Below are 17,945 nucleotides of genomic sequence, written 5' to 3'. Positions count from 1 at the left end.
GAGGCGTCGGTCGTCTCAGGAAGTGCCGCTTGGGATCACGCAGTTCTTCGGCTGTTCCTTGCCGGTGGGCCAGCCCAGGCCGACGAACTTCAGGGTTCCGCGCACGCCCTGGCCGGGGTTGAGTTCGACCACCGCGACCGGCTTGTCGTACGGATTGCCGCCGCTGGTCAGGCAGATCAGGCCACTCGTACCCCTCACCCGGTGGACCGACTGGAGTTTGGACCACTCCTGGCGGACGTCCGCGAGGCTCGGCGCCTGTTCGGCGTCGTTGCCCTGTACCTCGTGCAGGGCCGTGCCGATGGTGACGAGGCCGTCGTAGACGAGCATGGTGCGGGAGTCCTCCAGGTCCGGAGTGGAGCCGAGGTCCGTGCCCGCCGATCTCGTGCTTCTGATCAGGTCGTTGAGGGCGTTCAGGGCCGTCTTGGGCTCCGTGAGGTACTGGGGGAGTTCGTTCGCGGTGGGTTCGCGGTGGTGGGTCGCCTTCCACCGCTTGCGCCAGGCGGCCAGTTCGGCGTCCCAGGCGGCCGGGTGCGCGGGGGCGGCGTACTGCACGGTCACCTTGCCCCCGCCGTTCTCGCCGCGCAGTTGCGCCCAGTCCTTCTCGGACATGGCCTGCCGCAGCGAGGCGGCGTCGGAGCCGCTGACCAGGGTGAAGTGCCGGTCCGCACAGGTCTGTTTGGCGAGGGTGAGCGCGAAGATCCGCAGGTGCAGCGTACGCCCCGCGAAGTACACGGTGTCGGCCGCGGAGCCGCAGATGTTGTTGGCGATCTGCTCGAACTGGCTGCCGGTCGATCCCGCCTCGCTGATCCCCGGGGACTCGTAGGGCATATCGGCGGGACCGGCCGGACCCGTCTCCTTGATCCCCCGGAACGCGTTCGCCAGCGACTCGTCGTAGGCGTCCGGGCGGGTGTCGTGGACCAGCACCGTCCTGGCGTTCCTCTTGCCCCGCTCGCCGTTGAAGTTGGCGAGGGCCTGTGCCGCGTTGCCGTTGGTGGGGATGATCCGGGCCAGGCCGGGGAAACGTTGCTTCTGCCCGTCGACGTTCGCGATCCCGTCTCCGCTGATCCGGGAGGCGAGCACCGGGACGCCGTTCGACGTCAGACGTTCCACGGCCTCCTCGGTGGCGTCGAGGGTGAGGTTGAAGCCGGTGACGGCCCGCAGCTTGTCCTTGTCGGAATCAGCCATGTCGAGCAGTGTGCTCACGACGTCGTCCTGATGGCCGTAGTTCAGCCCCGGGTTGGCCAACACCAGGCGGATCTTGGGCACTTGGCCCTCGCCCGAGTTGGCCTGCCGCTGTCCCAGGTACGCGCCTTGGAGGTCGCTGCGCATCTGCCGCCGCAGCGCCGCCGTGTCCGACTGGAGGGGCAGCATCATCGCCACGGTGACGTGGGGCTGGTTCGCGATCCTTTTGTTCTCCACCGAGATGGCCTTGGCCACGGCGCTGATCTCCGGTGTGCCGAACTCGTAGCCCGCGCCGTCGACGCCGATGCACTCGCCGTCGATCTTCTCGATGCCGTCGTGGCAGGTGTCCGGCTTGTGGAGGGCGGGGACGCCGTAGACGCCGGCGGCCACGAGCACTGCCACGCCCGCCACCGCGTAGAGGATCTTGCCCCACCTGGGCAGTCTGTTCCACCTGGGTATCCAGCCGGGCATCCCCGTTACCTCCTTCGGCCGAGCTGATCGGTGCAGTCGCAGCGGAGCAACGGCTGTTCGTTCGCCGCCAGTCGGCTCCACGCGGTGGCTGTCGGACCGAGTTCGCCGGCGCCGTCGAAGTCCATGGTCGACAGTTGCCGCAGCAACTGCTCCAGTGTGTTGGCCATTTCGCCCCCGGTCGGCCTGGTGCGCTCCTCGCACAGCCATACGGCATGCAGGAGTTGATCGACGGTGCGGCGCAGCGGCGGTCCGTCGATCGGTACCTCGCCCTGGGCGCGCTTGCGGCGCTCGTCCGCTCCGCCCGGATAGGGCGCTTGGGCGATCTCCAGCAGTTCCTCACACCACTGATGAGGGCGGCCGGGGAGGGCGGTGGTGAGATGGCGGACCACGTCGTCGACACCGCCGGAGACGAGGTGGTGGTTCATCCGGTGGGTTGTCACGGAGCGGAACGCGCTGCCGCCCGGCTCACTCACAGCGTAGTGGTCGCGCAGCAGATGGTGGTCGGCGTACCAGGCACCGCCGTCGTGCTCCAGCCCGTAGAGCCGGTGCACCAGCAACTGGCGCAGGCCGAAGTCCCCGATGAAGTGCCGCTCGCACTGGGGCCACCCGGTGTCGTTGAGCAACCGCGCCACCTCATGGGCCGTCAGACGCAGCACACGGCGCGCCTGGTGACGGCGCAGCAGGACGTCTGCGCACTCCAGGTCGTGCGCCACCGACAGATGCGTGAGGAGATCGAGCCAGTGGTCATGATGTTCGCCCAGGAGCCGCACCGGTAGCTGGTCGAGGATCAGCTCCTGAAGGAGTACGTCCGTCACCGGCCGCTCGGGGGCGCCGTCCGGGTGGTGCAGCTTCGCGTCCAGGATGGCCCGGTCGTTGGCGTCCGTCTCCATCCGGTGGTCGGCGGCAGCGGTGGCCAGCCGGATCACCGTGTGCGGCCGTCCGCCGCTCAACTGGGCCACGGCGGCGGTGATACGGCGGCGATGCGTACCGCCCTCCCGCTCCGCGCCCAACTGTATGCGCTCGGTCGCCTTGCGGAGCTGGTCACCGGAGAGGAACGGCATCCGCAGCACGAGCACGCCCGCGGACAACGGGCCCAGGTCCCCTTCCGGGTCCCTGCGGCGGGACCAGGTGGCCGGCACCCCGTCGGCTGGCCGGAAAGCCGCCATCTCTCGTGGTGGCAGACCTCCGTGCAGGAAGTCGCCGCCGTCCGCCCGGCGTGCCGTACCCACGATCACCACGCGGTCGCGCTGCCCCGCCCGTCGGTCGGTGAGAACGGCCCGCAGCAGCCGTTCGCCCAGCGGTTCGTCGGCGTGGTCCAGAAGCAGTCCCGGCCGACCGACCCGGCCCAGCCAGCCACCCAGCCCGCCGTACGCCGCCTCCAGGTCCTCGCGCAGTGCCCGGAACAGGAAGCGCTCCGCGTCCTCGCGCCGCTCGCGGTCCTCCCGGCGCTCACGCCCGGCCTTGAAGTCCTCGGCGAGCCTGCGCAGTCCGTGCTTGGGCTGGCCGGCTGCGCCGGGATACTCACCGTAGATCCGGGTCAGCTCCTCCTCGGCCCGGGGCGTCACGCCCTCGAAGAGCGCGTCGAGCAGCGCGGTGAGCGCGGCGGCCCCGTACGGGCCGAGCGTCTGCCCGGCCAGGACCTCCAGCATTTTCCGTACGGCCCCGAGGAGCGTGCCGCGCCAGAAGTCGCGCGTCCCCAGACCACGTAGGCGCGGCTGCCGGATCAGTTCCTCGTACCGCTCGACCTCTGTCCTGATCGCCTCGCCGGTGCCACCCGCGACGCCGGTCGCGATCACCGCCAGGCCCGCGAAGAACCGTGGGAAGGTGAACGCGCCGCCCGTGCCCCGCCAGGTGTGCAGCAGCAGAGCGGCCTCGACCAGGGCCTCGGTCGCCGCCGAGCGGGCACCCGGTTCCGGGCCGGCCCGGTCCGCGTAGACAGGTGAGGCGCAGTCCAGACGGATCACCGGCACGTGCCGGGCGAAACGGTCGTGCACCGCCCTCAGCAGCCGCCCCTTGCCCATCCCCGGGCCACCGGTGAGCAGCACCACGGGCAGGTCGGGGCCGTACAACAACTTGCGGTCGGCACCCGACGGCGACCGTCCTAAGAGACGGGCGAAGAAACCGTCCGCGTCGAGGAGTTTCTCGAATCCCAGGTCCTCATACACGCATCTCCCCCGTGGATGCTGGCCCGCCCGTGAGCGGGTGATCGCTGTGGTGGACGGAGATTAGTGGAACACGAGATGTCCAACCAGGACAACGGCTGTCATGTGACGGGAAGTTGGTGGTGGGATCGCGGGACGCGAGGCAGGCCGAGCGCGGCGATCTGGCTTCGGCGAGCCCGGTCCGGACAAACGGCGGTCGCTGGCATCAGCCCTGTCCGGCCCGGAAAGCAGACTGACGCTCTCGGGGGCGACCGTACCCGTGGTCGCGAACTGCCACGCTGGGCAACTCGACCGGCGCCTGAGCCTGGTCCAACGGCATCGCCGGAGCCGTCGTTTCAGGTCTGATCACGCTGCCGTGGACCGCCTGACCCGCATCGCACCGGCGCGGTAGCTCTGTCCTGTCGACGGCTCGGATCTTGCCTGACCGCAATCCTGGTTAGGGCCACGCACCTGTGTGGACGGCGCTTCAGCGGTCGCTCCTCGAACGCGGCGGAGATCATTTCAGCCCGGGGGGACTGTGAACGTCTGGCGGGATCAGCCTGCCGTCGCGATGGCTCATACGGCTGTTGATCGGCCGGAAGGACAGTGTCTCGGGCACCACCTTCCCGACCCGCGCCTGGGTCGTTTCCCGCGCCGACGGCCGTGGCGACGTTCGACTCGCCGAGGAGCACGCCACGGCCGGTACTACGCCCCGTTCGGACTGACCGCGTCCGACGTGCTGTTCTGCACCGACCGTACGTCGATCGCGGACCCGGAACGGGTGACCGACGGGACCCGACCGGGACGCCGCCCTGTTGGCCGGGTCGGGCGTGCCGCCCCGCGCCGCTGATCCGTAGCGGCGCGGAAATGAGCCAGCTCTACGCCTTGACTGATGACTTCATCATCTAAGAGTATTTCGTCAATCAGTGAGAGCCGGTCTCAACGGCAGAGCGCAGGCAGGTGTTGCCCCGGGGGTCGCTCCCTGCTTCTTGCCGGGCATCCGCGCACGTGCCCACCGCTCGCGGCGGCCTCCGGCGTGAGTCGGAAGCGAGACGTCACCCGTGCCGCCGTGCGGATCGCTTCCCCGTGGTCGCACCGGACGGCGTCGACCCGCATGGGGCGACCTGAGTCCCTGTCAGAAGGAGTGAACATGGCACCTGTCAGAAAGACCGTCACCCGCCGGGGTTTCGGTGGAGTCGTGGGGGCCGGTGCGGCGGCCGCGACCGCCGCCACCATGGGGCTGCCGGCGCAGGCGCAAGCTGCCTCGTCGGCTGCGGGAGTCGAAGAACGCCCCTTCGAAGCCGCCCCGGGCCGGACCTCGAAGCGGCCGAACATCCTGTTCATCCTGGCGGACGATCTGGGATACGCAGACCTGTCGTGCTACGGCGCGCGACACATCCGTACTCCGAACCTGGACCGTCTCGCGGCGCGGGGAGTGCGCTTCACGGATGCGTATTCAGGCTCGTCTGAGTGCTCGCCGACCCGCCTGACTCTGTACACCGGTCGTTACCCGGGCCGCATCGCTGCAGGGCTTGAAGAGCCCATCCAGGACGGCGACCAAGTAGGCCTGGAGCCCACGCAGCCGACCCTCGCGTCGCTGCTGCGCGGTGCCGGCTACAGCACGGCCATGATCGGTAAGTGGCACTGCGGTGCTCTGCCGGACTACGCGCCCACCAAGTCCGGCTGGGACGAGTTCTTCGGGAACTTCGGAGGCGCCTTGGAGTACTACTCCAAGCTGAACACGAGCGGGGCCTACGACCTCTACGAGGGCGAGACCTCCGTCAGGGACCTGCGCTACTACACCAATGTCCTGGCCGAGCGGGCGAGTGACTTCATCACGCGCGGACATCGCAGGCCCTGGCTGCTCAACCTCAACTTCACGGCGGCGCACTGGCCGTTCATCGCAGAGGGAGACACCGACGAGGCGGCCCGTCTGGAGGGCCTCGTACGCGTGCTTCCCCCTGAGAAGGCAAAGCTGGCGCTGGCTCACCTCGACGGCGGCTCCCTGGACACCTACCGGAAGATGGTCGAGGGCATGGACAGAGCCGTCGGCCAGGTGCTGCACGCCCTGGACCGCTCCGGCCAGGCAGGCGACACGATCGTCGTCTTCTCCAGTGACAACGGAGGCGAGCGCTTCTCCTACAGTTGGCCCTTCGCGGGCGTGAAGGAGACGCTCCAGGAAGGCGGCATCCGGGTGCCGAACATCCTTCGCTGGCCGGCCCGTGTGCACGGCGGTCAGGTCAGCCGCGTGCCCGTGTTCACCCCGGACTGGACGGCGACGATGCTCGAGGTAGCAGGTGCGCGCCCCGCACCTGACACCCCGCTCGACGGGGTGAGTCTGGCGGGTTACCTGCTGCGGGGACAGACTGCTCCGCAACGTGATCTGTTCTGGCGCAACAGACGCGAACGAGCGCTGCGCCGCGGCAAGTGGAAGTACCACCGTGCCACCACCGCGAAGATCCCCCCGAACAATGGCAGGGATGCCCTCTTCGACCTGGAGGCCGATCCCAGTGAGTGCGCTGACAAGGCGGCGCAGGAACCCGCGCTGCTGGCCGACCTGAAGGCGGCCTGGGAGAGGATCAACGCCACATTGCTGCCGTACCCGTCATAGGGAGCGGCGCTCTGCCCGCCGTCGACGCATACGCCGGGCTGTCCACTGGGGACCGGCCGTGCAAGGTCGTATGTGGCGTCGCGACAGCGGCCTTCAGGCAATCCTGGGCAGCGGACGCCGCGCGACCTCCTCGGCGTCGTCCGGCGACAGGCCCAGCATCCGCAGGGCCATGGCGGCCAGTTCGGCTGCGGCGGCGTCCCCGTCCAGGTCGGGACGTGCGAAGCGCAGCTCCACCAGTGCCAACAGGGTGCCGCCCAGAGCTGACACCGCGACCACCGGATCCACGGGTGCGAAGCGGCCCGAAGCGATACCGCGCTGTACGTCCCTCGTGGCGCGAGGGGCCAGTCCTACTTCCGAGTGCAGGTGCCCCAGGCCGCGACGGCGCATGACCTGCATGAGGTCGGGATGGGAATCGGCCATGCGTGCGCTGAGCCGGAAGCCGGCCGCGACCAGCTCCGCCGGATCTTCCAATCCGCGCAGATGCTCATCAAACGCCTGCCCGAACTCCTCCAGGGCGTTCTCGACGGCTGCGTCGAACAACTCCGCCTTGGAGGTGAAGTGGTTGTAGAACGAGCCGAAGCCGACATCCGCCCGGTCCGCGATGACCTGGATGCTCACGGCGGTGTCGCCCGTCTCGGCCAGGATCTCCCGGGCGGCGTGCACGAGGGCCTGCCGTGTGGCAGCTCGCCGTCGCTCGCGGCGGCCGACGGGCGGGGCGGGGACAGTGCTCGACATGCGATGAGCCTACCAATCATGGTGATCCTCGAAACAAAATTGATTGTTTCATCAATCTAGATGCATCGATCGCTGAAGCTGTAGAGTCGTAGCTGATGATTTCATCAGTAATGCCTGTCTGGAGGGAGGGCGCCATGTCCGCACCCCTGAGTGCCGCAATGCCGGGGACAGATCTGAGAACGGCCCATCAGGGCCTACACAGCGAGCAAGGTGCACTGCGCGGCGAGCACCCTGGCCGGTCCGGTAACCCCGTGATCAAGGTGGCGGACCTCGCCTGGCTCGAGTTCGAGAAGCCCGACCTCGACCGGGCGGAGGTGTTCGCCCGGGACTTCGGCTTCGGTGTCGCACAACGCACCAAGGACGCGCTGTGGCTACGCGGCACGTTCACCGGCGCTCCCTGCATGGTGATACGAAGGGGCCGGGCGTCCCGCTTCATCGGCCCGGCCTTCCGAGCCGCCGAAAGTGCCGATCTTGAGCGGCTGGCCCGAGTCACCGGCACGAGTGTGCGCCGTACGGACATGCCAGGTACCTGCCGAGCAGTCAGTCTCCTCGACCCGTCCGGGTTCCCGGTACGCGTGGTCGACTGCGCCGACCCCTTGCCCGCCCTGCCCGGACAGCGCCCGCTCACGCTGAACACCGGCTCGGACAACCCTCGTAGGAACGCCGCTCAGCGACCGCCGCGCGAACCCGCGCGCATTCAGAGGCTCGGACACGTGGTGCTGGAGACACCTGTGTTCGCCCGCTCGCTGGACTGGTACCTCGACACCCTGGGGATGATCGTCTCGGACTTCCTCTTCCTGGACGGGCAACGCCAGAGGGGCCCGACCATGGCGTTCATCCGCTGCGACCGAGGCAGCATGCCGGCCGACCACCACACCCTGGCCATGCACCTCGGTCCGGGAACCGGGTACGTGCACTCCGCCTATCAGGTCACCGACCTCGACGCGATCGCGGTGGGCGGTGAATACCTGGCGGAGCGCGGCTACCAACGCAGTTGGGGCATCGGCCGCCACGTCCAGGGCAGCCAGCTCTTCGACTACTGGCGCGACCCCGACCGTCTCATGCTGGAGCACTTCGCCGATGGTGACCTGTTCTCGTGCGACGTCGAGCCGGGCTGGGCCCCCATGTCGGCCAGCGGTCTCGCCCAGTGGGGGCCGCCTGTGACCCGGGACTTCCTCGGCATCAACCCTTCGCCCAGGAAGCTGCGGGAAATCCTCGCCGCTGTCCGCAGCGAGAACGAACTCGACCCCGCCCGACTGCTGGGCTTGGTGAAAGCGATGAGCATATGAGCACCAACATCTTGCGTACGTCCGACGGCTGGTGGACCGTACGCGGTCCGCGAGCCGTCCGGATCGAAACCAAGGCCGCCACTACCGCCGAGCTGCTCGCCGACCGGACCTCGGTCCAGGCAGCCGCCGCCTCCACCGAACCAGGCACGCCCGTCACCGAGCTGACCGCGCTCAGCCCGGTCACCGCCCCATGCCGGGTCGTGGCGCAAATGGTCAACTACCGCAGCCACGCCCGGGACTCGGGTTTCACCGGCGAGATCCCGCCCACCTTCTTCCGGAAGGCGTCCGGCTCCCTCAGCGGACCCACGGACCCCATCGTGCGCCCGGCTCATGTGCGGCTGCTCGACTACGAGATCGAACTCGGCCTGGTGATGGGCGCGCGCCTCCCGCTGGGCACCACGGTCGAGGAACAGGACCTGCCGGACTACATCGCGGGCCTCGTCATCACCAACGACGTCAGCGCCCGCGACGTGCAGCTCACCAAGACACAGTTCTACGAGAGCAAGTCCTACCTGGGCTTCGCGCCGACCGGCCCCTTCCTGGCCCTGCTCGACCGGGACGATTTCGCGCACCTTCTCAACCTCCGTCTCCAGCTCTCGGTGAACCAGGAACTCCGGCAGGACCGCACCCTCGCCGACATGATCGTCCGCCCCGCTCAGGCACTCACACTGCTGGCCCGCTTCCAGACCCTCGACCCCGGTGACCTGCTCCTGACGGGAACACCGGGCGGTACGGCGCTGAAGGCCCCGCCCAGGCCGGTGGAGAAGTTCGGGGCGCTGCTGCCTCCCGGCTTGAAGTGGAAGACGTTCTTCAGGAGCCAGGGGCGCAACCCTCGCTACTTGAGTGCGGGTGACCTGGTCAGCGCCACCATCGCCACCCCGGACGGCCGCATCGACCTGGGCGAACAGCACAATCCCGTCGCCGATGCGACACAGTGAGGCAGGCTGCACATGACTGTGACACACCGAGGACAGCAGCGCTCGGCTCCGTCGAAGACGCACGTGCCTGTTCTGATCATCGGAGCCGGACCTGTGGGTGTGACCGCCGCCCTCCTGCTCGCCCGGCAGGGAGTGCGCAGCCTCCTCCTGGAGCGGCACCCCGGCATCTACCCGTTGCCGCGCGCCGTGGCCGCCGACGACGAGGTGTGCCGCATCCTGCAGGCCGTGGGCGTGTACGAGGAGTTCGCCTCGATCGCCCGGCCGGCGAGGGGGCTGCGCCTGCTCGACGCCCGGCACCGCGTATTCGCCGAGTTCCCCCGCTCAGCGCATGGTCACCACGGGTTCCCGCAGACCAGCATGTTCAACCAGCCGGAGCTGGAGGAAGTGCTGCGCAACGCGCTCACCCGCACCCCGGGACGCGAACTGATCGAGCTGCGCACGGGGGTGGAGGTGACGGCGGTCCACCCGGATGCCGGCGACGGCCCGGTCCGCGTCACCTTCCGCCGTGGTGACGGTCCGCCGGAGGAGTTGTGGGCCGACACCGTCCTCGGCTGCGACGGCGCGGGCAGCCTGGCCCGAGAGGCGATCGGCGCCACGTGGGAAGACCTGCGCTTCGAGGAACGCTGGCACGTCATCGACGTCCGTACCACGGCCACCGTCGCCTGCTGGGAGGGCGTCGACCAGGTCTGTGACCCGCACCAACCCGCCACGTTCATGCGCGTCGGGGAGAACCGCTATCGCTGGGAGTTCCGGGCACACGACGGCGAGGAACTGGACGAGGCGAACATCCGGCGCCTCGTCGCACCGTGGCTGAGGACCTCTCCCGCAGACGACTTCGACGTCATCCGCACGGCGCAGTACACATTCCGAGCCCGCTTGGCCGATCGCTGGCGCAAGGGCCGTGTCTTCCTGCTCGGCGACGCCGCCCACCTGACGCCGCCGTTCATCGGCCAAGGGCTGTGTGCGGGCATGCGCGACGCCCGCAACCTCACCTGGAAGCTCGCCCGGGTGCTGCACGAAGGCGCCGACGAACGGATCCTGGACACCTATGAGAGCGAACGCAAGAGCCACGCACGGCACTTGATCCGCCTCGCGGTGGTGACGGGATGGGCCATGACGGGCGGCCAGGACCGAGCCGCGGCGCTGCGCCGTTCGGCGGTGGCCGCCTTGTGCCGCGTTCCGGGCCTGACCGGCCGTGCCGAACGCGACCTCAGTCCTGCGCTGCGTCCCGGACCGCTGATCAGCAGAAGCAGGTTGGGGGGCACCTACTGTCCTCAGCCCGAAGTGACCGTAGATGGCCGCCGTGCCCCCTTGGACGTGGTGCTCGGTGACTCCTTCGCCGTGCTGAGTCACACACCGCTCGCGCCGTCGGCCGCCGCGCTTGCCGAAGCCCTTGGCGCCCGGGTCCTGCGCACCGATCGTCTCCAGGACGAGGGGACCATCGCCGCCTGGTTGCGGAGGGGCCGCGCCGACGCCGTGCTGCTGCGCCCCGACCGTGTGGTGATGGACACCGTCCCCACGGGCCGCGGCGGCTTCACGAACGCCGCAGAGTGGGCGCCTCTGCTGCGCTCGGGTCGGCGCACCGCCGACAACGACCGATTGCACCCCACCTCAGCGACAAGGAGCCTCGCCCTATGACCGACCAGCAGCCACGTCCCTTCTGGACCCCGGACGCGGACGCCGCCGCCCGGAGTCGTATCGCGGACTTCGCGCGCCGGACAGCTCACCGCCACGGTGCCGATGTGTCGGACTACGCCGCGTTGCACCAGTGGTCCGTGACGGACATCGAGGGCTTCTGGGAAGCCGTATGGGAGTACTTCGCGGTCGAGTCGGACGCCCCTTACGAGCAGGTGCTGGACCACGCAGCGATGCCCGGGGCCAGATGGTTCCCGGGCGCCTTCCTCAACTACACACACCACGCCCTGCGTCATCTGCGCACCGACGAGCCGGCCATCATCGCCCTCGACGAGGCGGGTGTCGGCTACGAGATGTCAGGCGCACTGGTGCAGGCTCAGGTCGCCTCCGTCGCCGCCACCCTCCGCGACCTGGGCGTCGAGCCGGGGGACCGGGTCGTGGGCTACCTGCCGAACACCCCGCACGCCATCGTCTCCTTCCTCGCGGTCGCCGCCCTGGGCGCCGTCTGGTCGGTGTGCGGCCAGGACTACGCGCCCAAGGCAGCGGCCGACCGCTTCGCCCAACTGGAGCCGGCCGTTCTGATCGCTGCCGACGGATACCGCTTCAACGGCACTGTCCATGACCGCCGCGGTGCCACGGCGGACCTTGCCTCGTCATTGCCCACCCTGAAGGCCGTGCTGACGGTCGATCACGTCGGGCTCCCGCCCAGAGCGGAGGTCCTCCCCGGCCTCACCGTCCCGTGGGAGGACGCGGCCGGCCGCACCGAACGACTGACCTGCGTACCGGTGCCGTTCGACCACCCGCTCTGGGTTGTGTTCTCCTCCGGTACCACCGGCCTGCCCAAAGGCATCGTGCACGGCCACGGCGGCGTCCTCCTCGAACATCTCAAGACCCTCGGGCTGCACTCCGACCTCGGCCCTGGCGATCGCCTGCTCTGGTATACGACCACGCACTGGATGATGTGGAACATGGTCGCCTCCACGTTGCTGACCGGCGCCACCACCTGCACCTATGACGGCAGCCCGGCACCCCTGTCGAATCCCGACCTGCTGTGGCGACTCGCCGCCGAGCACCGCGTCACCGTCTTCGGCACCAGCCCCCAGTACCTGCGGGCCATGGCGAAGTTCGGCATCGATCCGTCCGTGCACGACCTGTCGGCTATCCGCGCCATCGGCTGCACCGGCTCCACCCTGCCGGCCTCCAGTTACTCGTGGGTCCGCGATCACGTGGGTTCCGAGGTCCAGTTGGCCTCCATCTCCGGCGGTACCGACGTTGTCTCGGGCTTCGCCGGCAGTGCGCCGACCACTCCCGTCTGGGCCGGTGAACTGTCGGCTCCGGCACTCGGGGTGGCCCTGGCCGCCTACGACGCCCAAGGCCTTCCGGTCGTCGACGAGGTCGGCGAGCTCGTCGTCACCCTGCCCATGCCGTCGATGCCGTTGTACTTCTGGAACGACCCCGACGGCAGCCGCTACCGGGAGGCGTACTTCTCCACCTATCCCGGCGTCTGGCGACACGGCGACTGGATCACCCTGACGTCCCATGGATCGGTGATCGTGCACGGTCGATCCGACTCCACCCTGAACCGCCATGGTGTGCGCCTGGGCAGTTCCGACATCCACGACGTGGTGGAACGCCTGCCCGAGGTCATCGAAGCCCTCGTCATCGGCGCCGAAGAACCAGAAGGCGGTTACTGGATGCCGCTGTTCGTGGTGCTGGCGTCGGACACCGAACTGGACGAAGCATTGCGAGAGAAGATCGACAACGCCATCCGGACCGGTGTCTCGCCCCGCCATGTTCCCGACGAGATCTTCTCGGTGCCGGGCATTCCGCACACCCGCACCGGCAAGAAGCTGGAGGTTCCCGTCAAACGCATTCTGCAAGGAGCCGCGGCGACTCAGGTCGTGGACGGGGCGGCCGTTGACGACCCCAGCCTGATCGACTTCTTCGTCGCACTAGGCGCCACTCGCCGCGACACCGCCGGGCTCGTGGCTCCTTCGACGGATCGGAAGGCGAGGTGAGCCCGGACCGCGGGACGCCGTTGGCGGACGCCGTCGACGTCCATGCGCACTTCCTCACCCGCCCTCTGCGGTCCGCTCTTGAAGCGGCCGGACACAGCACGCCGGACGGCATGCCGGGGATTCCCGAATGGACTCCTGCGGCCGCCCTGGACCTCATGGATGGCACCGGGGTCACAGCCGCCGTACTGTCCGTGTCCTCGCCGGGCATCCACTTCGGTGACGACCGTGCCGCCCGCGCCATGGCACGCGCGGTCAACGAGGAGGGCGCGGACATCGTGCGTGCCCACCCGCACCGTTTCGGGATCCTCGCCTCCCTCCCGCTTCCCGACCTGCACGGTGCCCTGGCAGAACTGGAGTACGCCTACGACGTCCTGGGCGTCGACGGCGTCATGCTCCAGACGCACTACGGCGGCCACTACCTCGGCAACCCCTGCTTCGAGCCGCTGATGGCCGAACTGAACCGGCGGGCCGCTGTCGTCCTGCTCCACCCCGTCTCCCCGCAGCACTGGGAAGCAACCAGCCTGAACCTGCCGCGGCCGATGCTGGAGTTCCCCTTCGAGACCACACGCGCGGTCACCAATCTGATCCTCAACGGCAGCCTCGACAGGTATCCGGCCGTCCGCTTCATCGTCCCGCACGCGGGAGGCGCGCTGGCCGCGCTCGCCGACCGCCTCTCCGCCTTCTCGCTCGCCCTCAACGACCCGCCGGCGGATGTGCTGGGAGCCTTGCGGCGGCTTTACTACGACCTGGCCGGTTTTCCCCTGCCCCGGTTGCTGCCCACTCTTCTGACGCTGACCGACGCAGACCACCTTCTGTACGGCAGTGACTACCCGTACACACCGGACTGGGTGGTCCAGGGGCTCGCGGAAGCCCTGAAGGGCGACCGGACGCTCACGTGTGAGCAGCAGCACGCCATGCAGAGGAACACCGCCCTGACGCTCTTCCCTCGGCTGGCGAAGCCCTACTGACCGGGTGCGTGACTGCACGCATCTGCAAGGACATGCTCCAACGCGTCGTCGAAGCCGGTTCAACCTGACCGCATCACGGAGGCCATGGAGGGAGAGACCCGTCGGATGCGGTGAGAAGGGCGCCTTGTACGGCTGCGGCCGCCGCCCGGGTGACATAGTGAGCGGTGTCCGGGGGCCAGACGTCACGTTCCTGATGGATCAGGAGGCAGACCGCGCCGTGCACGCCGGCGCAGAGCAGTCTGGCGGTTTCGGTGGTGCTCTCCACCGGTACCCCTGCTGCGTGACAGGCTGCGACCTTGTCGCTGAAGTAGCGGAAACACGCATCCCCGTTCTGGCGGCTGGCCTCGGTTGCCTCGCCGTCCATCACCAGACGGTACTGGGAGGGATGGCGCAGCCCGAACGTGATGTAGGCGACGCAGGTTTCGTGGAGCGCCGTCACCGGATCCGGGACACCGCTTCCAACCCGACGAACAGGGCGCTCCACACATTCGGTTCGGCCCGATGCATGCCCACTTCCTCGGACGGTCGACGAACGATGGAGCCGAAGACACCCAGGACTTGGGTACGTACGACGGTCACGGGTAGACCCGCTTGCGGGGCGGGGTGCGTATGCCGTGTGACCAGGAGCCGTGTCGATGCGCCTGGAGTTCAGCCTGGCCGGCGCCGAGAACAGGTTCGGGCAGATCGACCAGAGAATCTCCGGCATTACTACCGTCGACCTCGGCCTAACGACCGTTCGAAATGAGGAACGTTGAGCGACATTGACCACGACCAGCCGATCCGAGACCTCACCACCTGGACGATCGATCGCCTCGAGGCCTTCACGATCTCCCAACAAGGCCAACAGGGCCAACAACTGGAGCAAATCAGAGTCGTCGCCCAATCCCATGCCTACCGAACCGATGAGCCGCGAACTCTCCGGCTGCGTTGGGCCAAGCTGTCCTTGAAGGCCAACGAACGGCTTTCCGGCGGCAACCCCTGGAATGACGCCCGGAAGAGCAGCCAGAACTTCGCACTCCGCACCTGGATCATCGAACACCTCGGCCCCGGCACCGACCGAGACTGGAACCCCGAAACACTCGCCGCCGACACGCTGGCAGCACTCACCCTCGACCCTGGCCAGGCCAGAGCGCTGTCCGCAAACTGGCATGACCTTCCTACCGAGCGGATCGGCGAACTGCGCCGACACAAGAACTTGACGGCCCATATGGACCGACTGCTGGACTTCATCCCGACAGGACCGACGAAGGACCAGCTCAACTCCTGGACCGAAGTGCGCAAGCGCCTGCCATGAGTCACGGCCCGGACGGCGAACGCTGCATGCGACCGCCAAGTTCGGAGAAGGCCCGCTGTGCAGCATCCGACACGCGCGGAGGAGGGGGCTCCGCGACATAACCCCTGCTGGCTGCGTCATCGCCCCCTCACGCCCACCGTCTGTCTCCCGCCCCGCCTCCCACAATGAGCCGCCGTGCCCAGGTCAGGCGCCGATCACCCTCAGGTCGTTCGGAGTTCATGTCTCGCCTCGATCCTCCACAGGCGGCGCAGAGGTGCCGTAGAGGGCAGCGGTATCCGGGAGGCGTTCATGGGGCACGGGCATCACCACCACAGACACGGCCACGAGCACGAGCACGAGCACGGGCACACGCCCACCGCCCCCCTGCCCGCCGCCTTCGACACCACGGTCCCCGACGAGGCCCTCACCCCCGAACAGCAGTCGCGGCGCTCGCTGTTGAGGCGCGCCGGACTACTGGGGGCGGGGCTGACCGCCGCGAGCGTCCTCGGCCCGACGGCGGCCGCGCCGGCCCTGGCCGCGACCAACGGCCGTCGCACGAGCGGCTTCCTGTGGCTGGCCGGTGACCACCACATCCACACGCAGTACAGCAGCGACGGCAAGTACCGCGTCGTCGACCAGGTCAGGCAGGGCGCCCGGCACGGCATGGACTGGCTGGTCATCACCGACCACGGCAGCGTCACGCATGCCAGGATCGGTGTGGACAAGGTCAACCCGGACATCAGGGCGGCCCGGGACGCGTACGAGGACACCCTCGTCTTCCAGGGGCTGGAGTGGAACATCCCGGGCGCCGAGCACGGCACCGTCTTCGTGCACCCCGGCAAGCACGAGGTGTCGGTCCTCAAGCAGTTCGAGACCGACTACGACGGCAGCGTGAAGGGCGCCTCCGACTCGACGCCCGCCAACGAGGCCCTCGCCGTCGCCGGGCTCGCCTTCCTCGGCGAACAGGTTCGCCGCCGCAAGGTCAAGGACGCGCTGATGCTCGCCAACCACCCGGCGCGACGCGGTGTCGACTCCCCGCACGAGATCCGCGCCTGGCGTGATGCGACCGACCCTGGGCACCAGATCGCGGTCGGCTTCGAGGGCGCGCCCGGCCACCAGGCCGCCGGTCTGCCCGCCCCGCTCGGCATGGCCCGCGCCCGCGGCATCTACGACAACAACCCCGGCGCCAACTCCTTCGCGGGCTACCCGCCGGAGAGCTACCGCACCTGGGGCGGCTTCGACTGGATGACCGCCACCGTCGGCGGCCTGTGGGACAGCCTCCTCGCCGAGGGCAAGCCGTGGTGGATCACCGCCAACTCCGACTCCCACCAGGTGTACGCGGACACCGCGACGCGAGGTCCCGGCGACTTCGACACCGACGGCCGCTACCAGGACCCGGTCTACGGCGGCCGGATCGACATCACCCAGGGCGACTACTGGCCCGGCCAGTACAGCCGTACGCACGTCGGCGCGGATGGCTTCTCGTACGCCGCCGTCATGGACGGCATCCGCGCCGGCCGCGTCTGGGTCGACCACGGCCAACTGATCAGCGGCCTCGACGTCCGGGTCTCGGGCGGCGGCCGCTGGGCCACGCTCGGCGGCGCCCTGCACGTCAAGAAGGGGGCGGCCGTCACGCTCGGCGTCGACGTGGCCCTCGCCGGCGGTCCCAACTGGGCTGGCTTCACACCCAAGTTGGCCCGCGTGGACGTCGTCCAGGGCGATGTGACCGGTCCGGTCTCCGACCGGGACACGTTCGCCGCTCCGACGGCCAGGGTCGTGAAGTCGTACGACATCGGCAAGACGGCCGGCACGGTCCGCCTGACGTACGAACTCGGCCGTGTGGACCGGCCGTTGTACGTCCGACTGCGCGGCACCGACGGCAACCGGTCCGGGGTCGGCCCGATGGGCGCGGCGGTCGATCCGGCGGGTCCCGCCATTGACGTCGTCGGTGACGCCGACCCGTGGCGCGACCTGTGGTTCTACTCCAACCCGGTGTGGGTCCTGCCCTCGTGACCCCGTACGTCCTCGCCGTGGACGCGGGGGTCCGCGACCTGCGCGCGGCCGATCACCTGCTCCACGCGCTGGCGGCCGAACTCGCCCTGCCCGAGGGGACGTTCGGCTGTACGCATCTCGTGCGCGGGGACCGGCCGCGGGTGGCCGTGTCCCTCGCCCTGCCGTCACCGCTCCCGCGTACCGCCCGGGAGCGGCTGACGGCCCGCGGGCACGAGGTGTCCGACGGTCTGCCGGACGCGGTCGGCCGTGCCGTGATCTATCCCGGCGTCGCGTCCCTCACCGGCACCCTGACGATCGCGGAGCTGCTCGCCCGCTCCGCGATCGACCGGGTGACGGTCCTCGGCACGTCCGGGCGACCCGACCCGCACATATCGATGGTCACGAGGGACCACGTACGGCCCCAGTGGCAGGACGGCGCACTCGTGCTGGCCGCCATGCCCGCTGTCGGCGGCACCCTGGTCCCCTTCGAGGTCCCGGACCCGACACCGTGCTGCGCCGACCACTGATCCCGCCCCGGGGCTGGTTGCAACCTGCCACGACGTCTTCCTGCTGTGGGGGAGCTCGCAGGCCACGGAAAGCCGGCGTGCAGCGGGGCCACAGGTGCGCCGAGAGCCAGCGGCCGTCGCACCAGTCGCCGCCCCGGGGAAACGCGATGCGGCGGCAAAGCCATG

Annotated in this window: 13 protein-coding genes; 9 read left to right on the top strand and 4 right to left on the bottom strand. The window is 69.2% G+C overall.

Going from position 1 to position 17,945, the window contains the following annotated elements; genetic code table 11:
• Nucleotides 1-15: 15 nt before the first annotated feature.
• Together ACZ66S_RS32635 and ACZ66S_RS32630 are read right to left on the bottom strand one after the other, a co-directional pair.
• On the bottom strand, nucleotides 16-1,653 hold the full coding sequence (locus ACZ66S_RS32635; protein ID WP_469905163.1) for a type 1 periplasmic-binding domain-containing protein: 1,638 nt from the start codon (nucleotides 1,651-1,653) through the stop codon (nucleotides 16-18).
• Between the two features lie 5 nt (nucleotides 1,654-1,658).
• Nucleotides 1,659-3,818, bottom strand: coding sequence for a hypothetical protein (locus ACZ66S_RS32630; protein WP_469905162.1), 2,160 nt, complete (start codon nucleotides 3,816-3,818; stop codon nucleotides 1,659-1,661).
• Nucleotides 3,819-4,908: 1,090 nt separating this feature from the next.
• Between ACZ66S_RS32630 and ACZ66S_RS32625 the strand changes: the two genes are divergently transcribed.
• Entirely contained in the window at nucleotides 4,909-6,405 is a 1,497-nt protein-coding gene (locus tag ACZ66S_RS32625) for a sulfatase family protein (RefSeq protein ID WP_469905161.1), read from the top strand.
• A gap of 93 nt (nucleotides 6,406-6,498) precedes the next feature.
• Here ACZ66S_RS32625 and ACZ66S_RS32620 read toward each other — a convergent pair whose 3' ends face one another.
• Nucleotides 6,499-7,140 carry a TetR/AcrR family transcriptional regulator gene (locus ACZ66S_RS32620; RefSeq protein WP_469905160.1) on the bottom strand — a complete coding sequence of 214 codons (642 nt, stop codon included), beginning with the start codon at nucleotides 7,138-7,140 and terminating at the stop codon, nucleotides 6,499-6,501.
• 158 nt (nucleotides 7,141-7,298) lie between these two features.
• Between ACZ66S_RS32620 and ACZ66S_RS32615 the strand changes: the two genes are divergently transcribed.
• The 5 genes from ACZ66S_RS32615 to ACZ66S_RS32595 are packed head-to-tail and all read left to right on the top strand — an operon-like array spanning nucleotide 7,299 to nucleotide 13,988.
• The gene (locus ACZ66S_RS32615) at nucleotides 7,299-8,429 is read left to right on the top strand and encodes a VOC family protein (protein ID WP_469905257.1); all 1,131 of its coding nucleotides are present in this window, start codon (nucleotides 7,299-7,301) and stop codon (nucleotides 8,427-8,429) included.
• Nucleotides 8,426-9,367 carry a fumarylacetoacetate hydrolase family protein gene (locus tag ACZ66S_RS32610; protein ID WP_469905159.1) on the top strand — a complete coding sequence of 314 codons (942 nt, stop codon included), beginning with the start codon at nucleotides 8,426-8,428 and terminating at the stop codon, nucleotides 9,365-9,367. Before ACZ66S_RS32615 ends, ACZ66S_RS32610 begins: the two co-directional genes overlap by 4 nt.
• A gap of 12 nt (nucleotides 9,368-9,379) precedes the next feature.
• Nucleotides 9,380-11,005, top strand: a complete 1,626-nt coding sequence (gene mhpA, locus ACZ66S_RS32605) for a bifunctional 3-(3-hydroxy-phenyl)propionate/3-hydroxycinnamic acid hydroxylase MhpA (protein WP_469905158.1) — start codon at nucleotides 9,380-9,382, stop codon at nucleotides 11,003-11,005.
• Nucleotides 11,002-13,020, top strand: coding sequence for an acetoacetate--CoA ligase (locus ACZ66S_RS32600; protein WP_469905157.1), 2,019 nt, complete (start codon nucleotides 11,002-11,004; stop codon nucleotides 13,018-13,020). Before mhpA ends, ACZ66S_RS32600 begins: the two co-directional genes overlap by 4 nt.
• A complete protein-coding gene (locus ACZ66S_RS32595; RefSeq protein ID WP_469905156.1) occupies nucleotides 13,017-13,988 on the top strand; it encodes an amidohydrolase family protein in 972 nt (323 codons plus the stop codon). The genes ACZ66S_RS32600 and ACZ66S_RS32595 overlap by 4 nt, the downstream gene beginning before the upstream one ends.
• A gap of 73 nt (nucleotides 13,989-14,061) precedes the next feature.
• Here ACZ66S_RS32595 and ACZ66S_RS32590 read toward each other — a convergent pair whose 3' ends face one another.
• Entirely contained in the window at nucleotides 14,062-14,427 is a 366-nt protein-coding gene (locus ACZ66S_RS32590; protein WP_469905155.1) for a TetR-like C-terminal domain-containing protein, read from the bottom strand.
• A gap of 312 nt (nucleotides 14,428-14,739) precedes the next feature.
• Here ACZ66S_RS32590 and ACZ66S_RS32585 point away from each other — a divergent pair, with 312 nt between their 5' ends.
• The 3 genes from ACZ66S_RS32585 (at nucleotide 14,740) to ACZ66S_RS32575 (ending at nucleotide 17,780) form a co-directional block, all read left to right on the top strand.
• Entirely contained in the window at nucleotides 14,740-15,282 is a 543-nt protein-coding gene (locus tag ACZ66S_RS32585) for a hypothetical protein (protein WP_469905154.1), read from the top strand.
• A 288-nt stretch (nucleotides 15,283-15,570) separates the two neighbouring features.
• A complete protein-coding gene (locus tag ACZ66S_RS32580) occupies nucleotides 15,571-17,274 on the top strand; it encodes a PHP domain-containing protein (RefSeq protein ID WP_469905153.1) in 1,704 nt (567 codons plus the stop codon).
• Nucleotides 17,271-17,780 (top strand): hypothetical protein, encoded by a 510-nt coding sequence (locus ACZ66S_RS32575; RefSeq protein ID WP_469905152.1) that lies wholly within the window; start codon nucleotides 17,271-17,273, stop codon nucleotides 17,778-17,780. The genes ACZ66S_RS32580 and ACZ66S_RS32575 overlap by 4 nt, the downstream gene beginning before the upstream one ends.
• Nucleotides 17,781-17,945 lie beyond the last annotated feature (165 nt).

It is taken from the genome of Streptomyces sp. NPDC107471 (genome assembly GCF_055582845.1).
This window is presented reverse-complemented; position numbering and strand designations above follow the sequence as displayed.